The following is a 19,850-nucleotide window of genomic DNA, read 5'->3' as shown; positions in this document are numbered from 1 at the left end:
GTTATTTGCCTGGTTTAAGATTTTGCACAATCAATTGAACAAATCTGTCCGGTGCCACTACCTGCACATTTGTGCCCAGTTGTTTCACGCAGGCCAGGACTTCTGCGACCCCATTTGACCACACGTGAACCGGGATCAGGCTGTAACCGTCCGGGGAATGGCTGTTTTTGGGCAGTGCATTGAGCTTGGCCGAGAGCGAAGCGGGCGTTTCAAATCCCTTCCACAAATTGTAGCGTCCGGAAATGACCGGTTTGCCGGCAATCCAATCGATGCGCCCGTTTCCCCCCGAGTAATTTGAATAATCGTAGTAGAAAATGGCGTCAACTTCAGGATACTGCAAAAAGGGCTTCAGGAAAGCGGTTGAGCGGTCATTTCCAATGATATTTAAAATATGCAAATCAGATTTTTTCATGAATCGGGCCGTCAATTGACTAAATCCGGCCAAATCCGAGTACCTGTCGGGGTAGACGTACCCCAAACCGGAGGGAGCCGCAATAAAATAATCCCGGCCACGTTTTGAATTCGCCGCGGTTTCGTAGAAGAATTTCATAACAGTGGGCGCCAGCTCAGACATTGCCGGAGAAATCGTCCAGCCCAGAGGGATTTTCCCCCGATCCGGGCTTCCGTACCAGCGGACATCCGTTGAAAAATCATTTAACAGCCACTGGATATTGTCGCCGTCGGTCATAACAAAACAAACGGTGTGGAAATCGCCTGCCGTGTTTTCCTGCGGTAAAACGGGTGTTTGCTGGTGCAGTTCCGCCGAAAAATTGCTTAACGTGGACAAATTAATTGCCCAGTCAGCCGGATGCACGAAAAGTGCGTGACGGCTGCTCTGCTGAACAAGTTGGAATTCATCATCTCCCCACCCCAAAAGCGGGCTGTTTGGTTCCAGAAGATCAAAAACCTCCTTCGTGATTGCTCCCGAAATCGGCGCGAAAAAGGAAATAAATCTCCCGAAAACTGCAAAATCGGCTAAATTGAAAGCCATCGATTCCCGCTGATAGCAAACGCCTTTTCTGGAAAATTCAGCGGAATAGCCCTGAATCAAATTGTTTATGCCTTCCCCGCGCACATCCCCGAGCAGGGGAATGCCAAGACGATCCAGAACAGGCCGTGTTTCCGGAGTGGCTGCAACGCCCTGACGCACTCCGCACAGAGAAATGGCCACATTGACCGAGGCATCGTTCGGATTGCAAAGAAAATAGCCCGAAATTCTGTTTTTAAAATGAGAAAAGAGCCCCTCAAAATCCGACCGGTACGTTTCGTCAATCCGCACGCCGAGATCGTCCTGAAAATTCTGCAGCCACCGGGCGTACCCGGGCCCGCGCACACGGTAAATTTCGGGACGGGTTTGTGCCACCACGCCCTGAAGGGTTTCAATTGCCAAAATCTGCGCCCGGCTAAACTGCGCATCATCCACAACAAAAAGCCTTTGGGGACTCTGTGAAACCGGATAGGGGCTTCCCGGCAGTCTGACAACTTTGCCGGTGTGCGCCCCCTCGGCCTTCAGGGGATTTTTATTTGCATGGCAGCCAACTGTTAGCAAGGCAAAAATTAAAACCGCCATTTTTGCGGATTTCATCATGGCTTTTTTCAAGTCGCCTGGATTTTTCGCGTAAATAGGGTCTGTTCCCAATCAGTCATTTCCCGTTGTGTTTTTACAAGCTTGTTATTTACAACATACATTCCGCACAAACTACATAATTAAGGACAAAAAGCATCATAAGTCTCTGGCAATCCAGTGCATATTTGCATCCCCTGGCTAATTTCGCGGTCTAAGCAACTGGCGGCCGCCCGCTGCAATCTGCCCCGTTACAAAGGTAAAAATGGTTCCAATCAACACAAACCACGGCCAGGCAATATTTTGAGATTGTACAATGAGAATGGCAATGAGCCCGACCGTCATGGCAATCATGGCGTCCCATTGATTGGTGTTTTTTGAGAGAAGCCCCAGCAAAAAGGTCCCCAGCATGCCCCCGTAGGTGTAGGAGGCAATTGTCAATCCCACAACCAACACGTTCCCCCAACTGGCAGCCACTCCCGCCATGACAATCAACAAAATACCCCATCCCAACGTAATGAGGCGCGACGTGAGAAGCTCTCCGGAAACACTCAATTTCTTTCCCAGAATCGGTTTGAGAATATCCCACATGCTGGAGGATGCCAGGGAATTGATCGACCCGCTGAGCGAGGACATGGCGGCGGCAAAAATCGCGGCAATCACCAATCCCGAAACCCCGTGGGGCATGTGGGTTACAATGAACCGGGGGAAAATTTCATCGCTTCGGGCCAGAGGATGCACCAGCGGAAATTTCTGGTAAAAGGCGTACAACATAACGCCCAACAGGAGGAAAAAGGCAAATTGGAGGATAATCACAAAACCGCTGCTGATGAGTGCGGTCTGACTATCCTTTAATTTTCGGCAGGATAACAAGCGCTGCACCATGAGCTGATCGGTTCCGTGAGAAGCCATCGTCAGAAACGTACCTCCCAGAATACCTGCCCAAATCGTATAGGGAACACTGACACTGACGGTTGAATCGAAAAATTTAAACTTCCCGGCGGGTCCGGCGATCGCCACAACATCCTGCCAGCCGTTTGGCAGAAGGTGTAAAATGATGAAAAATGCCACGAGCGCTCCGCCAATGTAAAGGAAAAACTGAATCACATCCATCCAGACGACAGCCTTAATTCCCCCAAAATAGGTGTAAATAAGCGTTACAATTCCAATAATGGCAATCGAAGTGGGGTAGGAAAAACCAGTAGCCAGTTTTAGTGGAATAGCCGTTGCAAACAGGCGAACGCCATCGGCCAGCACACGGGTGATCATAAAAACAAACGTTGTGTACTTCCGCATATTCGGCCCGAAACGGCGGTCGATTAATTCATAGGCCGTTACCATATCGCCGCGATAATAGGCCGGCAAAAAGAGCAGACTGATGATTATTCGGGCAATAAAATAGCCGAATGTCAGCTGCAAAAATGTCATGTCGGTAGAAAATGCCAGCGCCGGAACCCCGATGAAGGTGAGGGTGCTGGTCTCCGTCGCTACCACGGACAACCCGACCGCATACCAGGGAATCCGCTTTCCACCCAGGAAGTAGTCCTTTGCGTCCTTCTGCTTTCGTCCAAACCAGGAACCCAGAGCCACCACAAGAATCAAATAAGCGACAAGAGCTACAATATCCAACGGACTAAAATTCATTTGAAATCCTTTCCTTCTTTTTGCAGAATGGACACAAGTTAAATAATTGAGAGATAAAATTCAAGCAAAAAAAAGGAAAGTCCTGAAACAGAAGAATCAGGCAGGCCTTCCTTCAAACATCAGCACAAACGTCCCTTTTTGAACGACCTCGTCTCTCTGATTGAGAACCTCTACTGCGAATGTCACGATTCCGGTATTCTGCTTGGACGATTTGCGGGAATTTGTTACCTCCGCCCGACCGTAAATCGTATCCCCGGCGAAAACCGGAGCCAGGAATTTCCAGTCGTTCACACCCAGAAAAGCGATCACGGTTCCCTCCATAAATCCCTCGCGGTACAACAGTCCTGTCAGAATTGAAAAGATGGCCGCTCCCTGGGCGACCCGCCGTTTAAAAAGTGTGGTTTTGGCAAATTCTTCATTGGTGTGAATGGCATTGAAATCCCCCGAAAAGGTGGAAAAATTAACGATGTCCGTTTCAGTAATCGTCCGCCCCACGGTTTCAAACACTTCACCGATTTCAAAATCCTCAAAATACTTTCCCGATTTTTTAAACTTCATCTGTTTTCTCCCTTTTTTCTTAAGCCGTCCATTTGCGGCTTTTTTTTGTTTTTTAAATTCGAGCTTCGTTCCAGGTCACCTCGATACATCAGCCTACGGCTGACACTCGGTGACCAGTTGAGATTCATTGAAAGTTTTTGCCAAAACGAACTACTCTCAAATTGCCGGTCGTCGAGTGATCCGCCTTAGCGGATCGTATCGAGACGAGCAAATCATTCGCGCAGTCGCGGCTGTTTTTTCGCCACGGATTCACGAATTGTAAAAATGGATTGCGTATTGCCCCTCAAACAACACCCGTTTCTTTTAGCTTCCGTACTTCCTCCGATGAGAAACCCAATTCGCCCAGGATCTCTTCCGTGTGCTCTCCCAATTTCGGCGGCCGGATGCCGGGATGCTTTTTCAATTGGCTTCCGTGAAGCGGAAAATGCAGATTGAAAATGCCGTTTTCCCGAAACAGATCGCCCCGTTCCCGAAAATGGGGATCGTCTACTACCTCATCCAGGGATTGTACGGGTTCCACACAAATGTTTAACGGGGTAAAAATATCCACCCAATGGGCCAGGGGCTTGGACGCAATAATTTTTGAAATTTGTGTTTTTAGATTTTCCTGCACTGCCGGATCAGGATTAAATTGCAAAGAAATCCACTTCTCGTGCCCCAGCGCACGGCAGAAGCCCTCCCAGAACTTTCGCTCGTAACAGGCCACAGATAGTGTCCGCCCATCCCGTGTGGGGTAAAGAGAATAGCAGGCAAAGAACCCGCCGACCGGGTTGGGCGGCAGGTGCGGCAGGCCGAATTCGGCCAGAATCAGGGGCAGAAACAACAGCGCCCCGTCGGCCATCGAGACGTCCACCATCTGCCCGAGACCCGTTTTTTCCCGCTGAATCAGTGCCAGAAGAATCCCTACCAGTGCCTGAAGGGTGCCGCCGACAATGTCTGTCAATTGAAAGCCCGGCACAATGGGCTGCCCGTCCTTTTGAAGGAAATCCAGGAGACCGCTTTTTGCAAGATAATTCAAATCGTGCCCGGCCCGGCCGGCATCGGAACCTGACTGTCCGTATCCGGTGATCGCACAGTAAATCAGCCGGGGGTTGGTTTCTTTCAACGAGTCAAAATCCAGCCCCAGTTTTTTCATCACCCCCGGCCGAAAGCCCTCCACCAGCACGTCGCTCGAGGCCACCAGCCGGCGGAAAATAGCCCGCCCTTCCTCCGATTTCAGGTTGAGCGTAAGGCTCCTTTTCCCCCGATTCAGAGCCGAAAAATAGATACTTTCGCCCTGAAGCTTGGGGGTTGTGGCGCGCAGGGGCTCTCCTCCGGCCGGATCTTCAATTTTAATTACACGCGCCCCGAATTCCGCAAGAATCATAGCAGCATAGGGGCCAGGCAGCAGCCGGGACACATCAAGAATTTTCAAATCACGAAGTGGCATTCTATTCTCCGGAAATGAGATCGGTGCATCTAAATTTTTTTGGTTCTATTTGTGACCCTCCCTCCGGCCCCCTCCCTGAGATCAGGGAGGGAGAGTCAGGGGGTGGGTTCAAAAGGCCGGGTTCTATTTCCAAAAAGAGTGTCTTTTCCACAAAAATTTCAGTAGAATCATCTTTTTAAAGTTTCAACCCCCCGGTACACTCCAGAACATGTCCCGTAATGTAACTGGACAACGGCGAGGCCAGGTACAAAATGGAATTGGCAGCCTCTTCCGGACGGCCGATGCGGCCGAGGGGAATCATCTTGATAAACATATCGCGTACATTTTTGGGAATGCCAATGGGGATTTTGATGCCATGGATGTCGGCCGTTTCGCTGCCCTCTTTTTCCATGGTTAAACGGGTTTCGATGGCACCGAACGCCACCGCATTCACAGTGACGTTGTAGCGCCCCCATTCTTTGGCCAGGGTTTTGGTGAGTCCCACCACGCCGGACTTGGCCGAGGCATAATTGGACTGCCCGATGTTTCCGCCCAATCCGGCTACGGACGTTACATTCACCACCTTTCGGGGGGTCATCGGCTTTTCGGTGTCGCTTTTTTCCCGCAGATATTTTCCAAATTCCCGCAAAATCCGGAACGGCGCCTTCAGATGAACATTGAGAATGGCATCCCACATCTCATCGGTCATTTTGTGGATCATGGCATCCCAGGTAAAACCCGCATTGTTCACAAGGATGTCAATCCCGCCAAATTTCTCAAGGGCTGTTTTCAGAAAGCGTTCCGGAAAATCTTCAGCCGTCACGTCGCCGGCACAAACAGCCGTACCCACACCCCACTTTTCCACTTCGGCGGCCGTTTCTACCGCCACATCTTCATCCAAGTCGTTAATCACCACATTGGCGCCATTCTGAGCAAATGCCAGCGCCGTTGCTTTTCCAATTCCCCGGCCGGAGCCGGTGATCAATGCCGTTTTATTTTTGAGCAGCTCCATTGAACCCTCCGTATTTTTTCATTCGCGCATTCGCGGCCGTTTTCTTGCGCCACGAATTCACGAATTTTAATTGAATAAAAAACGCAACGCGTCAATTCGCGGCACTAATTCTCTCTTCAATTGATCGTTATTTTTTCAAACTTTTTGCAATCAGAACATTCTGAATCTGTGTGGTGCCTTCGTAAATTTGAACCACCTTGGCGTCGCGCATGAGCTTTTCCACGGGATATTCACGCATGTAGCCGTAACCGCCAAAAATCTGCACGGCGTTGGTGGTGATTTCCATGACGGCATCCGCACAAAAGGCTTTGGCCATCGCCGCTTCCCGGGCGTTGTTTTTCCCCTGATCGAAAAGCCAGGCTGCGTGGTAGGCCAGCCACCGGCCGGCGGCGATCTTTGTGGTCATATCCGTCAGCAAAAACTGCGGCGACTGGAACTCGAAAATCGGCCGCCCGAACTGCTGGCGGGTCTGGCTGTAGTGGAGCGCCTCGTCAAAGGCGCGCCGGGCAATGCCAATGGCAGAAATTGCCACGCCGGGGCGGCTTTCGTTAAATGTTTGCATGATCAGTTTGAAACCCTCGCCCTCTTGCCCGATGAGATTTTCGGCGGGGATTTCCACATCGTCAAATGCCATTTCCACGGTATTGGCGGCGCGCTGGCCCATCTTGTCAAACTTTTTGCTGATGGTAATGCCGGGTGTGGATCGCGGAACCGCAAAGCAGCTCATGCCGTGGTGGCGTTTCGACTTGTCCGTATAGGCCAGAACGGTGTAAAAATCGGCCACTCCCCCGGCCGTGATGAAAATTTTAGTCCCGTTCAGGATGTAGCGGTCGCCCGTCTTTCGGGCTGTGGTGGAGATGCTGGCCACATCCGAGCCGGAACCCGGTTCGCTGATGCAGATGGCTGCAAACTTCGGGGCTTCGCAGATGGGGCGCAGGAATTTTTCCTTTTGTGCCTCCGTCCCTGCCAGCACCAGAGGGGTCAGGGCAATATTGTTGATAAAAAGCATGGACGCAATTCCGGCGCATCCGTAGGCCAGTTCCTCCTGAAGAACCAGCGTATCCAGAAGGGACAATCCGCCGCCTCCGTAGGCCTCCGGCACCAACGCGTTCATCAGACCGGCCGCAAAGGCCTTTTCCGCCACCTGAAAAGGGAACTCCTCCCTTTCGTCGTATTCCGCCGCAATGGGACTGATTTCCTTCGCCGCAAATTTCCGGGCCATCTCCCGCAGCGCCTTCTGCTCATCCGTTAATGAAAAATCCATTTGAATCGCCTCGTTCATTCAGATAACAAAATCAAAACAGCCCAGGTTCTCAATCCGGCCGCGCCAGAATCGCCACGCTGGCCACAGAGCCGGGGCCGCCCAGGTTGTGAGCCAATCCCACGCGGGCGTTTTTCACCTGGCGCTTGCCCGCCTTTCCCCGCAACTGGGTCACCAGTTCGTAAACCATCCGCACCCCGGTTGCGCCAATGGGGTGTCCGCTGGACTGCAGTCCGCCGCTGGGATTCACCGGCAAGTCGCCTTCCAGTGAGGAGTGCCCCTCGTGGATAAATTTCCATCCGTCGCCGCGGGAACAGAACTGCAAATCCTCGTAATTCACGACTTCCGTGATGGTGAAGCAGTCATGCACCTCGGCAAAATCGATTTCGTCATGGGGATTTTTAATTCCGGCCTCCTGGTACGCCATAACGGCCGCGTGCTGGGTGGCTTTAAACCCAAGAAACTCATTGTATTTGTCGAATTGCGGGGTGTAGCCGGCATCGATGGAGAGGCTCATGGCCTTCACCAGGATGTAATCCTTTTTCAGACTTTTTGCAATTTCGGGCGTCGTGATGATGACCGAGGCCGAGCCGTCGCTCACCGGCGTGCACTCGTAAAGGCTCAGGGGATAGGCGATCATCGGAGCCTTCAGAACGGCTTCAAGGGTAACCGGACGGCCGAAATGCGCTTTTGGGTTCAGGCTGCCGTTGGCGTGATTTTTTACCGACACCTCCGCAAAGGGGGTGCGGTCTACGCCGTATTTGGCCATGTAGCGGGTTTCCAGCATGGCAAACATGCCCGGAGCCGTGGCCCCTTTTCCCACGACCGGGTGGCCGGTCTTTACCACCTGGGCAATCAGGCTTTCCCGCGGACCCACGTCCCGCATTTTTTCCACGCCGCCGATGTAGGCAAACCGCGCGTTACCAGAGGCCACGGCCATGGCCGCATTCCGGACGGCGTCCATTCCGGTGGCGCAGTAATTGGTAACGTGGGTGACCGGCCTGTTGTAAAGATTTAAGGGTTCGGCCAGGGAACTCCCACTGTTGCCTTCGAAATGCGCCATATCGGGGAAGGCCGTTGCCAGCCACGCGGCATCGATGTCCTTCGGCTCGATACCGGCATCCTCCAGGGCCTCTGTGTAGGAATCCACCAGCATGTCTTTGTAATCCAGATCGAAATTCTCGCCAAATTTTGTGCATCCCACGCCAATAATGGCGACCTTATTTTTTAGGCTCATTTCTTACTCCCGAATGATTTTTTGGCCGCGAATGCGCCAATAGGTTTTCTTTTCATTCGCGAATTAGCGGCTTATTTTTATTTTAATTCGTGAATCCGTGGCTTCTACCCTTCAATTACCCGAAATTTCCAAAAATAATTGTGAAACCCGCCTGCATCGTGCAGTTTTCGGAAGGTACGCCGGACCCGCTGTCCCACCTCAATTTTGTCGTAATCCGAATCGGTGACCTGCAAAAACAAACGCACACCGGAGTCCATATCGGCGCTGGCGGTCACCGCCACACCCTCCGGTGAGGGGTACAAGTATTCTTTCGTAAAAGTAAAGATCTTTCCTTCCAGACTAATGGGCAGGTACTCAAAATTATCTTTTGCATTGCATTTTCGGCAAATGCGGTTGTGCGGATAGGTCACCTCCCCGCAAGTCTTGCATTTCTGGGCTACCAACGCATAATTCTGCCGCTTCTCGCGAAAATTCATAACGGCCGAGGTAAAGGGTTCCATCGGAGGGGTCTCGGAAACCACCAAATTCCTTAAACGCAAATAGTCCTCATACGATTTCAGATAGAGTTTTTGCCCGATGGCTCTTTCTATTTGAGGCGTCTCAGCCTCCCCCGTTTTCTGAAACAGCAACGCATTGGCGCCGTCCCCGTAATCCAGCCAGAGAATGGTCTCGCCCACTTTAGCCGATTCCAATTCTGCCAGAAAATTCAGCAGTCCGAAGGAGGCCCCCGTGTGGCCAATTTCCTGATACAGCCGCAGGGTGAGGGGTGCCGGTTCGAGATTAACCTGTTTCAGCAATCCTATTAACAGCTTCGCATTGGGGGCATTCACAGCAATGTGATGAATGGTTCCCGGATTCACTCCGGACGTTTTCAGGAACTGCCTGAACAGGCTTGTAATCACATTATTAAATCCGAACTTGAGACGAAAGTGGGGCTCGGTCATCTTTAAGAAGCGATCGCCCGGTTTTCGCCAGACATCCAGGATTTCCTGGGAAGTCGAGGTTGCAAATGTAAGCTCGGCCACGTGATCCGTACCGGAATCCAGAAGCAGGGCCGCCGCGCCGTCGCCAACAGCGCGTTCATCGGCTGAATAGACATCCGCCAGGCGGGTATCCGCTGCAGCAAGTGCCATTCGTGCACCGTTTGCCTGAATGTGATGCATGCCCAAAATCAGGGCGTTGCTGGCCGCCCGAAGGGTCCCTGAAAAATCCACCGTAAATTGGGGCGAAGTCAGCGGCAGGGTTTCTGCCATCAGAGCCGCCGAGGATTTTTCCAGATAGGGAGCCGTTGTGCTGGCAAAAAAGAGTGCATCCACCGACGTCTCATTCAGAACCCCTGCTTCGTAAAGGGCATTCACCCCCAGCGTGAGGGAATCTTCATCGAAACTGGCCACGGCTTTTTCGCCCTTTCCCCTGCCCGGGCCGCCTGCTGCCCGATCCATTTCTTCGGCCTTCAAACGCTTCACAGGTAAATAGACGCCGTATTTTGAAATTCCAACCATGCGATTTTTCCTTTCAAAGATTTATATTGGAAGGACAAAGCGCGTTTGTCCTTCCACCCTACTAAAACTCAAATGTCACACCAGCCGGCGGGCGATGGTCATCAGTTCGGCTTCCCGGACGCCCTCGTAAATTTCCAGAATCCGGGCATCGCGGTAAAAGCGCTGGATGTCATATTCGTCAATGTACCCGTAGCCTCCGTGAAGCTGAAGCGCCTCATTGGCCACCCAGACGGCCGTTTGGCCGGAGTAAAATTTGGCCATTGCATTCAACTTGGGATCCGGTGTTCCCTTATCCGCCAGCCAGGCGGCCCGGTAGGTCAGGGTTCGTGCCAGTTCAATGTGTGTGGCCATTTCTGCCAGTTTAAACTGCACGGCCTGATTGGCAATAATTGGCTGGCCGAAGGTTTTTCGTTCCTGAACATATTTCAGTGCCAGGTCCAGCGCTCCCTGAGCCAACCCAACGCCCTGAGCAGCCACCATAAGGCGTGTTACATCGAAAAACTGCATGACTTCATAAAACCCTCGTCCCTCCTGGCCGATCAAATTGGACTGGGGAACCCGCACGTTGTCAAACACAATTTCCGCGGTATCGCTAGCCCGAATGCCCATTTTACCGTGAATTTTGGTCCGCGTGATTCCTTCCCGATCCGCTTCCACCAGAATCAGGCTCTGGCGCTGATGGCGCTTCTCCGCTTCAGGATTGGTGACAGCCAGCACAATCATAAAATTACAAATCGTCCCGTTGGTGATAAACATTTTACTGCCGTTAATCACATAATCACTGCCGTCCTTTTTTGCCGTGGTCTTGATACCCGCCACATCCGTTCCGGCATCCGGCTCGGTGTAGGCGCCGGCCGATATGGCCTCTCCATTTACAAGAGGCGGAAGATATTTTTTCTTTTGCTCCTCCGTACCAAAAAGAATGATATTTTCCGCTCCAAATGTAGCCGCTCCAATTGAACCCACCCCCAGATCAACCCGAGAAAATTGCTCCGTGATCAGGGCATTCTCAAAAACTCCCACACCCGCACCGCCATAGGCCTCAGGGATAAATGCCCCGATGAGCCCGTTCTCACAGGCCTTTTTCCACACCTCGCGCGGATATCTCTCCTCACGATCACATTCTTTGGCAATGGGGGTGAATTCGTTGACCGCAAATTTATACGCCATATCCTGAAGCATTTTTTGCTCATCCGTCAATTCAAAATCCATTGAATGTCTCCTTTTTGTTTGGTTTGATTACATCAACCTTGCGAAGGGTTAGAACCTTCGCAAGGCTATTCTTCAAAGATAGCTATTTATCACTTTTCTGATACAGATTCTCGTACTTTTTCCGAAGCACCTTTTTATCGAATTTGCCCACGCTTGTTTTGGGTATTTCATCGATAAAAACAATCTTATCCGGCAGCCACCATTTGGCAAATTTTGGCGTTAGAAAATCGAGAATTTCCTGTTCTGTCAATTTGCCTTTTGCTTCGGGCTTGGGAACCACGCAGGCCAGCGGGCGCTCGTCCCATTTCGGATGCGGTAAACCAATAACCGTCGCCTCCTGCACGCCGGGATGTGCCATAATGGCATTTTCCAGATCGACCGAAGAAATCCACTCGCCGCCGGTCTTAATCACATCCTTTATCCGATCCACGATCTTAACGTAGCCTTCTTCATCGACCGTCACAATGTCGCCTGTTCGAAACCAGCCGTTTGTCATTCTTCGAAACGTTTCGTCGGGATCTTTGTAATAGTTTTTGGCTATCCACGGCCCCTTAACCAGAAGTTCTCCCATTTCTTTACCATCCCATTTTGCTTCGGTTCCATCACTTTTTTCCACGCGCATGTCCAGCAAGGGTGCCAGAAGACCCTGCTTGGTTTTCAATTCGTAGTAGCTCTTTTCATCCAGCTTCATAGTACTCTTGGGAACATTCCAGGTAAGCAATGGGGTGGTTTCAGTCAATCCGTAGGCGTGATAAATTTCCACATCAAAATCATCCTTGAAAGCCTTCACTAAACTGGCGGGAGGCGCCGATCCGCCGCAAACCGCGTGTTTCCACGAGCTGATGTCATGGCCGGGGTTCGCCTTCAGGTAGTCATACAACATTCTGAAAATTACCGGAACTGCTGCCGTAAATGTGACCCGCTCATTTTCAATCAGCCGAATCATGTCTTCGGGCATTGCCCGCGGCCCCGGAAACACCTGCTTGGAGCCCAACATCGTCGTTACGAAGGGAATGCTCCAGGCGTTGGCGTGAAACATGGGAACAATGTGCAGCATAACCGTACTTTCGGAGATGTTCATAATATCCGGCAAACCGGCCACAATGCTGTGCAAAACCAGCCCCCGGTGGGTGTACTGCACACCCTTGGGCTCACCCGTTGTCCCGGAGGTGTAAGCCATTCCCGCCACATCCCACTCATCCAATTCGGGCCAATTGTAATTTTTGGGCTGATCCGAAATCAGCTCTTCATAATTTAAAACCGGCAGTTTCGTATCGTATTTTTTTTGATTTCCCATAATGACCAGTTTTTTCACATGGATTTTATCCTTGATGGCTTCCACCAGGGGCAGCAGATCGGCATCAAAAAAAAGGATTTCATCTTCTGCATGATTAATAATATAAATGATATCCGCGGGTGAAAGGCGGATATTCACCGTGTGATAAGTTGCCCCCATGCAGGGTATGGCAAAATAGAGTTCCAGATGCCGGTGGGTGTTCCAGCCCAATGTACCCACCCGATCATTTTTGGCAATGCCCATTTCGCGCAAGGCATTGGCCAGTTGTGCGGTTCGTGTGTAAAATTCCCCGTAATTGAGGCGAACAACGGTTCCATCCAATTCCCGTGAAACCAATTCCTTTTTGGGAAATAAAGCCGCCCCTCGTTTCATGAGGTTCGTTAATGTTAAAGGATAATTCATCATGATTTTTTCCTCCTTTGTCTCAAACGAATTATTATTCCCGGCCATTTGGACAATATGATCTGCCAGAATATTTTGGCGACACACTATTCCCGGGAATTTCAATTTATGGATAAAGACTGGTGACAAAGAAAGATATACGCACAATAGCAATACCCTGTAAATCGGGCAATTGAGAAATAAGAAATAAGTATTAAGTATTTGGGATTTTTTGACAGGCGCCAAAGAAAAAAATGAGGAAATGAACTGTTTTTTCAGAAAGAGCTCGCAAGGGAAAGTCCACCTGTATTTTAAAATAGAGAAAACATTTACTAAAATTTAAACCGTTCTATTTTTAAAAGCAAGCGATTTCTTGAAGATTTTAATTCTACTCAAAATTTTATTTGGGATCATTTTCCTTCAGTCATAATTTTTCATCCTTTCCAGGGATAAAATCAGGCGTAAAATTTTACCTTGATTCATTTCCTGAAAATAATTAAATTTTTATGTTTCGATTAACAAACCTGAATCGCATTGAGCGAAGTAGCGGCATTTTTCGAACCCGTTTTGACAGCAGATCATTTTTCATTTTAATCTCATCCTTCAAAACAGGAGATTTCCCATGTGGAATCGCACAAGAACAAAAATCGCTATATTTCTGTTTTTACTCATTTCGTTTGCCTGGATTGTTTCCTGTGCCGTCAATCCCGTGACCGGTAAAAAAGAGCTCATGTTGATGAGCGAGTCCCAGGAGATTCAACTCGGAAAGCAGAGCGATCAGAGCGTCATTCAAACGTACGGCTTGTACAAGGACCCCAAACTGGAAACGTACATTGAATCACTGGGACAAAAACTGGCCAGGCTTTCGGACCGGCCCAAACTGGCCTTTCATTTTCGCCTGTTGGACTCACCGGTGGTGAATGCCTTTGCCATTCCGGGCGGTTACGTGTACATCACCCGGGGGATTCTGGCCTATTTGAACAATGAAGCCGAGCTGGCCGGTGTACTTGGGCACGAAATCGGCCATATCGCCGCGCGGCATTCGGCCAAACAATACAGCCAATCCCAGCTGGTTCAACTGGGATTTGGGCTGGCTTACACCTTCTCAGAAGAATTTCGAAAATACGCCGGTTTGACCAATTTGGGCGTGAATATGCTGTTTTTAAAATTCAGCCGCGACAACGAACGACAGGCCGATCAGCTCGGTGTTAAATATTCCTCCGAAGCGGGCTACAATGCTCTGGAAATGGCGGATTTTTTCAAGACTCTGGACCGCATGCAGCCTTCCGGCCAGCAAGCGCTCCCCGATTGGTTTACCACACATCCCAATCCAAAAGAACGGATTCAAAATGTGCGAAAACTGGCCCGGCAGTGGCAGGCCAAATTGGGGAAGAAACACTGGATCATTCATCGGAATGCCTATTTACAGCGTCTAAACGGGCTTGTTTTTGGTGATGATCCGCGTCAGGGGTTCGTGGAGGACGGGATTTTTTACCATCCGGCCATGCGCTTCTACTTTCCGGTTCCGGCCGGCTGGAAACTGGTCAACACCCACGCCCAGGTTCAGATGGTCAGTCCCAAAAAAGATGCCGTTATTTTATTCACGCTGGCCAAAGGACAAACGCCCCAGCAAGCCGCGGACGCCTTCATCAAGGAAAGCAAGGGGAGTGTTCTCTCATCAGACCCCATGCGCCTTCAGGGTTATCCTGCCCACCGGGTGATTGAAACCATCGAAACCGATACGGGAAAGTTAAAAATTATGTCACTTTTCATTAAAAAAGGGACGCACATTTTTGTATTCCACAGCTACACTCAGGATGATCTTTTCCCGGGCTACCGGAAAACCTTTCAAGCCACGATGTTCAAATTCAACCGAATGACCAATCCGCGGCGCATTCAAATAAAACCCAATCGCATTTACATCCGAAAAGTGGCCAGGACCTCTTCACTGGAACAGGCGCTGAAGGCCTTTGGTGTTTCGGGAAAGGATAGGGAAAAACTGGCCCTGCTGAACGGCATGAAATTAACGGATACCGTACAGGCCGGGACGCTCTTGAAAATCGTAAAGAAGGGGCGGTAATCCCTCCTTTAGAAAGTGGCAATCCCGCAACAGGCGGGCAGACACGTTGGTATTTTTCCGGCGTTCTTCCTTATTTCAACAACAAAAGTTGTCGTGTGGTTTTGAAACTTTCCTGCTGTAAAACGGCAAAATAGAGACCGCTGGACACGATTCGGCCCCGGGAATCCGCGCCATCCCAAACCACCTGATGCGATCCGGCTGATTGATTACCGTGAGTCAGCGTACGAATGCGGCGTCCTGAAGCGTCAAAGATAGTCAACGACACCCACCCGCTGCGCGAAAGCGAATAGCGAAGGGTCGTTTTCAGATTAAACGGGTTCGGGTAATTTTGTTCCAATTCAAATGCGTTCGGGCGCGTTGGACGGGAGTCCGCCACTTTCGTCGGATCATTTAGATAGTACCCCACAATGGGATCGGCCGTATCGGACCCCCACACCGATTTGGTGCCGGTGTACCCGCGTTCAACTGCACTTTCAGACAATTCGCCGCTGCCTTCCAGCGAAAATGAAATGTCAATCGTATTTCCCAATTTCACGATGGGCGTCCCTTTTTCATCCCAGAAAAACCCCCACATGGGGGCTTTCATCTCCGCCTCATGGCCATCCGGCGACACGGCTACCTCAATAATCCCGCCGTTGACAACCGGCCCTTTATCCTCCACATAAACAAATGACGTGTCCGGGAAGGTTACCCATTGCAAATAATAATCGTACGTGCCCGGCGCCAGTCGAATAATATGATTGGCCAAATCGACGCGCCCCTGAGTCAATGCAGCTTCGCTCAGGAATTCATGATTGATGTAGTGCCCCGTATTGAAGGCCCCATCGTAGAATTCCACCTCCATGTTCATATCGTAACCGGTTGAATTGGGCCAGTAGTTGCCCTCCTGAAGGGCGTATCCGGTTGAGTCATTATTGTCCACATCAATTGTAATAATAAAATAATAGCGACCGGCTTTTTGCCCGTCAGCCGAACGGGATGTGCGGCCGATAACGCCCCGTGCTTTTACATAGCCGTAAAGGTTCTCCGCATCGTGGGTAAATTTGACTTCCAGAATATCCACATCGGCATATTTTCTCGGCCTGGGCTGTGAAAGACCATCCCCGAACCAATCCGTATCATGTTCATCATGGGGCGGGTCTGTGACCAGAACAGGCAAATCCGCCCAATCATCAAAATTTCCGTCAATTACAATCGTTCTTTGAGCCAGTAAGGGAAAACTTAAAAGAAGCATAAATAGAATGACCACAATGCGCATGGGACCTCCACTAATTGAAATGGGTTAAAGGCCTGCGGAAAGCACCTGTTTAAATCAGCAATTTAATCGTTTGCTTTCGGGAATTCGGCAGCCAAACGGGATCAGCTCTTCCGGCGCTCAGAAACCACTTTGAGCTTTTTCTCTTTGGCCACCTGAAGCGCGGGTTTGAAATTCGCCGTGACGTATTTGAAATGATAGTTGCGGATCATTTTATCCTCAAACCGGCCCCTGAAAAGTTGCTCTTGTTCCGCACGCTTTTGTACGATCAAGTCATGCAAAGCCGATTTTGAAAGGATCTTTCCCTTGACGGAGCGGATAGAATCCAGAACGGCGTTAACCGGTTTCATAACCTCCCGTTGATAAATGGCCTGTCGAAGCAGGGAATTCCGCATCGTCTCTAATTCTTTCCGAATGGCGGGAGATTGGTCGTAACCTTTTTTCTTCGCATCCAGAGCAAACAGGCGTTCCTGGGCAATCTCATAAAGACGCTTTCTGAATTCCCACATATCTTCAGGACTTTCCTTTCCTCCGGAAAAAATATCCCCCAGGGTGATTTTTCCTCCGTCGTATGTTGCTGCCACGCGTGAAAAATCGGCCGGCGAAAAACGAGACACATGCAGTGAAATGTACCGCTGTCCTCCCAGATTTTCCCAGGTTCCGCTCTTCTTGATTACAAAATCCGTGATGCCGGGGCTAATCCGATAGTGATACCGGGGAGCCAATTCATTAAAACGCTTGTCAATCCGCTTTTGGATGTCGTGGCGTCGGGTGTGGTAGAGCGTCTGCCAAATCCGCGACCGCACCTCATTGAAATCCGGAACGGGGACCGTGCGTGTTTCTCCTTTGTACAAGATGTAGTAACCGGCCACCCCCCGAAACGGCTTCGAGTAGCTGTTCGGGGACAATGTCCGCATGACGCGCCGTAAATTTTCATCACCCAGGGATTCTTCAATTACAAACCCAACGTCCCCGCCCTTTTTAGACGTCGAGACATCCTGCGAATAGGTTTTTGCCAGCGTTTTGAAATCTTTCCCTTCTTCCAGCAACCGGTAAATCCATTGGATGGTATCCTTCTGTGCCCGGGCATAGCGTTTGGAGGCATTTTCGGGAATCATTCGTAAAATGTAATACATGTGATATTGCGGCGTAAACTCCCGATAAAACTTTCGGACCAAACTATCCGTAATCACCGAATCGATGATCTCTTTCTGAACATATTTTTGAAAAAGTAAAAGCGATTCCCGGTTCTTTAATTGACGGGCAAGCGTGGAATCCTTTTCCAAACCTTCAGCAACCGCTTCCCGTGTGGCCATCTTTTCCATGGCCTTGTTGAAAACAATCTTCTTTAAATTGGCCTTTGTGGGCATCACCTTGGGTTTATACTTGGTGCTTTTGAGAAATTGATCCACGTAATCGGCAATCGTTACTCTCCCCCCGTCAAAAACGGCCAGAGGTGCGCTATTGTTTATGTGGGAACCACATCCCCAGATGCCGGTTACCATCAAAATTGCAACCCCACCCAATACCGCTGAAATAAATCGCTTACTCAACCAGACCTCCCAAATTCTTAACGAACGAATCTTCCTTTGAACCACTGACTTTCCCCCTGAAACAGACCAACGAATCATTTATTCCCCGTTCGGAAAAGTTCTGACTCTTCTGACTGGTCATAAAAGGTTCCCTAATAAAAATAAGGGATTGCCTGTAAAAAGGCAACCCCTTCTTTTTAAAACGCGTTTTTTACTGGAGAAATGTCATGCGTTTTGTAATCTGAGTTGAACCGGAATGCAATTTGTAGAAATAGACGCCGCTTGAAACCATTCGTCCGGCATCATCCCGTCCGTTCCAGGTAACCACATGATTACCGGCTTGAACCGTTTGGTTCACCAGCGTCCGTACTTTCTGCCCGATGGTGTTGTACACCTCGAGGGTTACAGTTGCCTGTTTCGGAACACTGTATTCAATCCGGGTTTCAGGATTGAACGGATTGGGATAATTGTCTTTCAGGACAAAGCGAGTCGGCATTTTGCTTCCGGCTTTTTCGGAAACAGCCGATGTACCCAATGTAATTTCACCTCTGGGGGTCATTTCCGTGGCCCAGTGATCCATAGGCGTTTCGATAAAGCCCGCCACACCGATCACGTCACCGGGTTTCATGTAATCTTTGCCTTGTTTTTCCCAATATTTCCGGAATTCATCCAGAGATACGCCATACTCGAGGAAATCATATCCCCAGGCATGAGCAGCCCAATGCAGGGAGGCAGGATCGTCACCAACTTCGACCTCATGCATGTAGCCATCGAAGCGCTTGGTCTCCAGTGTATCCAATTCACCCGGGTGAAAACCAAACATATCGTAACCGTTTCCGGTTCCCATGTGATAATCCTTTTCGTGGACATCTTCTGCGTAATAGGAAATCTCCTTAACCGCTCCGTCTTCTTTCGGAGGAGACCAGTTTTCTTTTAAACCCAACTGCAGGTAACATTCGGCACCCACATTATCCGTATTCGGAACGCCCTGGCTATGATAATATCCCAGCGGCGTGTAGTGCGCCTCGTACCAGTAGGAATCCCAGCCGGTGGTTGGGTCGTTGTCCAGATCCAACAGCATGTGATAATACCCGCGGTTTCCGCGTCACATGCCCGTAAACCGGATCATCTTCCTCATATGCATGGTTCGGCCAAACCGGGCCGCCCCAGAATTTCATAAAGAAGTAAAAGCAGTCTTCTTTTTCATTCCAGAAGGCTTTGATCTCTTTCAAATCGATTCGATCATCAACCGCTGCGCCTACTTCCGAGGGGAAATAGTTGGGTTGGTTATTCAGGGCCGTTGCCAGAATAGGATGGGCATTCCAATCCGTGCTGTCTCCATCAAACGCGATGCTTGAGGGGCGTTCCGGCATTTGCGGAACAATAATCTGGCCTCTCGGGGTCATCTCAGTGGCCCAATGATCCATGGGCGTTTCAACAAAACCGGCCACGCCAATCGTATCGCCGGCATTAAAATAATTAAAGCCAGCCTTTTTGTAGTACTCCTGAATCATGGTCAATTCTACGCCGTATTCGAGGAAATCATATCCCCAGGCGTGGCCGCCCCAGAACCGGCGCAGTGTGTCATCGCCGACTTCTGTTTCTCTCATGGCACCATGGCGCATCCGGGTTTTATTGGTATCCAGACTGTCCGGCTGGCATCCGAAAATATCGTAGCCGTTTCCGGTTCCCATGTGATAATCCTTTTCGTGGACATCTTCTGCGTAATAGGAAATTTCCTTAACCGCTCCGTCTTCCTTCGGAGGAGACCAGTTTTCTTTTAAACCCAACTGCACGTAGCATTCGGCACCCACATTATCCGTATTCGGAACGCCCTGGCTGTGATAATATCCCAGCGGCGTGTAGTGCGCCTCGTACCAGTAGGAATCCCAGCCGGTGGTTGGGTC

The 19,850-nt window shown here is 50.1% G+C and carries 15 protein-coding genes; 1 reads left to right on the top strand and 14 read right to left on the bottom strand.

What is annotated here, in order from left to right; translation table 11 throughout:
• Position 1: 1 nt before the first annotated feature.
• The 10 genes from GXO76_15665 to GXO76_15620 all read right to left on the bottom strand — a co-directional run bounded on the left by GXO76_15665 (position 2) and on the right by GXO76_15620 (position 13,103).
• Positions 2-1,588, bottom strand: a complete 1,587-nt coding sequence (locus GXO76_15665) for a hypothetical protein (protein NOY79290.1) — start codon at positions 1,586-1,588, stop codon at positions 2-4.
• A 177-nt stretch (positions 1,589-1,765) separates the two neighbouring features.
• Positions 1,766-3,208, bottom strand: coding sequence for a sodium/solute symporter (locus GXO76_15660; GenBank protein ID NOY79289.1), 1,443 nt, complete (start codon positions 3,206-3,208; stop codon positions 1,766-1,768).
• Positions 3,209-3,304: 96 nt separating this feature from the next.
• Positions 3,305-3,766, bottom strand: a complete 462-nt coding sequence (locus GXO76_15655; protein NOY79288.1) for a dehydratase — start codon at positions 3,764-3,766, stop codon at positions 3,305-3,307.
• A 283-nt stretch (positions 3,767-4,049) separates the two neighbouring features.
• Positions 4,050-5,195 (bottom strand): CoA transferase, encoded by a 1,146-nt coding sequence (locus GXO76_15650; protein ID NOY79287.1) that lies wholly within the window; start codon positions 5,193-5,195, stop codon positions 4,050-4,052.
• A 175-nt stretch (positions 5,196-5,370) separates the two neighbouring features.
• On the bottom strand, positions 5,371-6,186 hold the full coding sequence (locus GXO76_15645; GenBank protein NOY79286.1) for an SDR family oxidoreductase: 816 nt from the start codon (positions 6,184-6,186) through the stop codon (positions 5,371-5,373).
• Between the two features lie 127 nt (positions 6,187-6,313).
• Positions 6,314-7,450 (bottom strand): acyl-CoA dehydrogenase, encoded by a 1,137-nt coding sequence (locus GXO76_15640; protein NOY79285.1) that lies wholly within the window; start codon positions 7,448-7,450, stop codon positions 6,314-6,316.
• Positions 7,451-7,499: 49 nt separating this feature from the next.
• Entirely contained in the window at positions 7,500-8,684 is a 1,185-nt protein-coding gene (locus GXO76_15635; GenBank protein ID NOY79284.1) for an acetyl-CoA acetyltransferase, read from the bottom strand.
• A 104-nt stretch (positions 8,685-8,788) separates the two neighbouring features.
• Entirely contained in the window at positions 8,789-10,186 is a 1,398-nt protein-coding gene (locus tag GXO76_15630) for a hydroxymethylglutaryl-CoA synthase family protein (GenBank protein NOY79283.1), read from the bottom strand.
• Between the two features lie 75 nt (positions 10,187-10,261).
• Complete coding sequence (locus GXO76_15625; protein NOY79282.1) at positions 10,262-11,398, bottom strand: acyl-CoA dehydrogenase; 1,137 nt, start codon at positions 11,396-11,398, stop codon at positions 10,262-10,264.
• A gap of 82 nt (positions 11,399-11,480) precedes the next feature.
• Positions 11,481-13,103: a long-chain fatty acid--CoA ligase gene (locus tag GXO76_15620; protein ID NOY79281.1), complete on the bottom strand. Its 1,623-nt coding sequence runs from the start codon at positions 13,101-13,103 to the stop codon at positions 11,481-11,483.
• A gap of 595 nt (positions 13,104-13,698) precedes the next feature.
• On the opposite strand from GXO76_15620, the gene GXO76_15615 reads away from it, so the two are divergent.
• Entirely contained in the window at positions 13,699-15,156 is a 1,458-nt protein-coding gene (locus GXO76_15615) for a M48 family metalloprotease (GenBank protein NOY79280.1), read from the top strand.
• A gap of 70 nt (positions 15,157-15,226) precedes the next feature.
• Here the strand turns inward: GXO76_15615 and GXO76_15610 are convergent, their stop codons facing one another.
• The 4 genes from GXO76_15610 to GXO76_15595 all read right to left on the bottom strand — a co-directional run.
• Entirely contained in the window at positions 15,227-16,414 is a 1,188-nt protein-coding gene (locus GXO76_15610) for a T9SS type A sorting domain-containing protein (protein NOY79279.1), read from the bottom strand.
• A gap of 101 nt (positions 16,415-16,515) precedes the next feature.
• Complete coding sequence (locus tag GXO76_15605; GenBank protein ID NOY79278.1) at positions 16,516-17,964, bottom strand: hypothetical protein; 1,449 nt, start codon at positions 17,962-17,964, stop codon at positions 16,516-16,518.
• 190 nt (positions 17,965-18,154) lie between these two features.
• Positions 18,155-19,024 carry a T9SS type A sorting domain-containing protein gene (locus GXO76_15600; GenBank protein ID NOY79277.1) on the bottom strand — a complete coding sequence of 290 codons (870 nt, stop codon included), beginning with the start codon at positions 19,022-19,024 and terminating at the stop codon, positions 18,155-18,157.
• Positions 18,936-19,850: hypothetical protein (locus GXO76_15595; GenBank protein NOY79276.1), on the bottom strand; the 915-nt coding region annotated here is incomplete at its 5' end. The genes GXO76_15600 and GXO76_15595, both read right to left, overlap by 89 nt.

It is taken from the genome of Calditrichota bacterium (assembly GCA_013151735.1).
Lineage (GTDB): Bacteria > Zhuqueibacterota > JdFR-76 > JdFR-76 > BMS3Abin05 > BMS3Abin05.
This window is presented reverse-complemented; position numbering and strand designations above follow the sequence as displayed.

Coding starts and splice junctions, on each gene's coding strand:
- GXO76_15630 (NOY79283.1), bottom strand. CDS start 10,186: ATGGTTGGAATTTCAAAATACGGCGTCTATTTACCTGTGAAGCGTTTG.
- GXO76_15650 (NOY79287.1), bottom strand. CDS start 5,195: ATGCCACTTCGTGATTTGAAAATTCTTGATGTGTCCCGGCTGCTGCCT.
- GXO76_15600 (NOY79277.1), bottom strand. CDS start 19,024: ATGCTGTTGGATCTGGACAACGACCCAACCACCGGCTGGGATTCCTAC.
- GXO76_15660 (NOY79289.1), bottom strand. CDS start 3,208: ATGAATTTTAGTCCGTTGGATATTGTAGCTCTTGTCGCTTATTTGATT.
- GXO76_15645 (NOY79286.1), bottom strand. CDS start 6,186: ATGGAGCTGCTCAAAAATAAAACGGCATTGATCACCGGCTCCGGCCGG.
- GXO76_15665 (NOY79290.1), bottom strand. CDS start 1,588: ATGATGAAATCCGCAAAAATGGCGGTTTTAATTTTTGCCTTGCTAACA.
- GXO76_15625 (NOY79282.1), bottom strand. CDS start 11,398: ATGGATTTTGAATTGACGGATGAGCAAAAAATGCTTCAGGATATGGCG.
- GXO76_15640 (NOY79285.1), bottom strand. CDS start 7,450: ATGGATTTTTCATTAACGGATGAGCAGAAGGCGCTGCGGGAGATGGCC.
- GXO76_15610 (NOY79279.1), bottom strand. CDS start 16,414: ATGCGCATTGTGGTCATTCTATTTATGCTTCTTTTAAGTTTTCCCTTA.
- GXO76_15655 (NOY79288.1), bottom strand. CDS start 3,766: ATGAAGTTTAAAAAATCGGGAAAGTATTTTGAGGATTTTGAAATCGGT.
- GXO76_15635 (NOY79284.1), bottom strand. CDS start 8,684: ATGAGCCTAAAAAATAAGGTCGCCATTATTGGCGTGGGATGCACAAAA.
- GXO76_15615 (NOY79280.1), top strand. CDS start 13,699: ATGTGGAATCGCACAAGAACAAAAATCGCTATATTTCTGTTTTTACTC.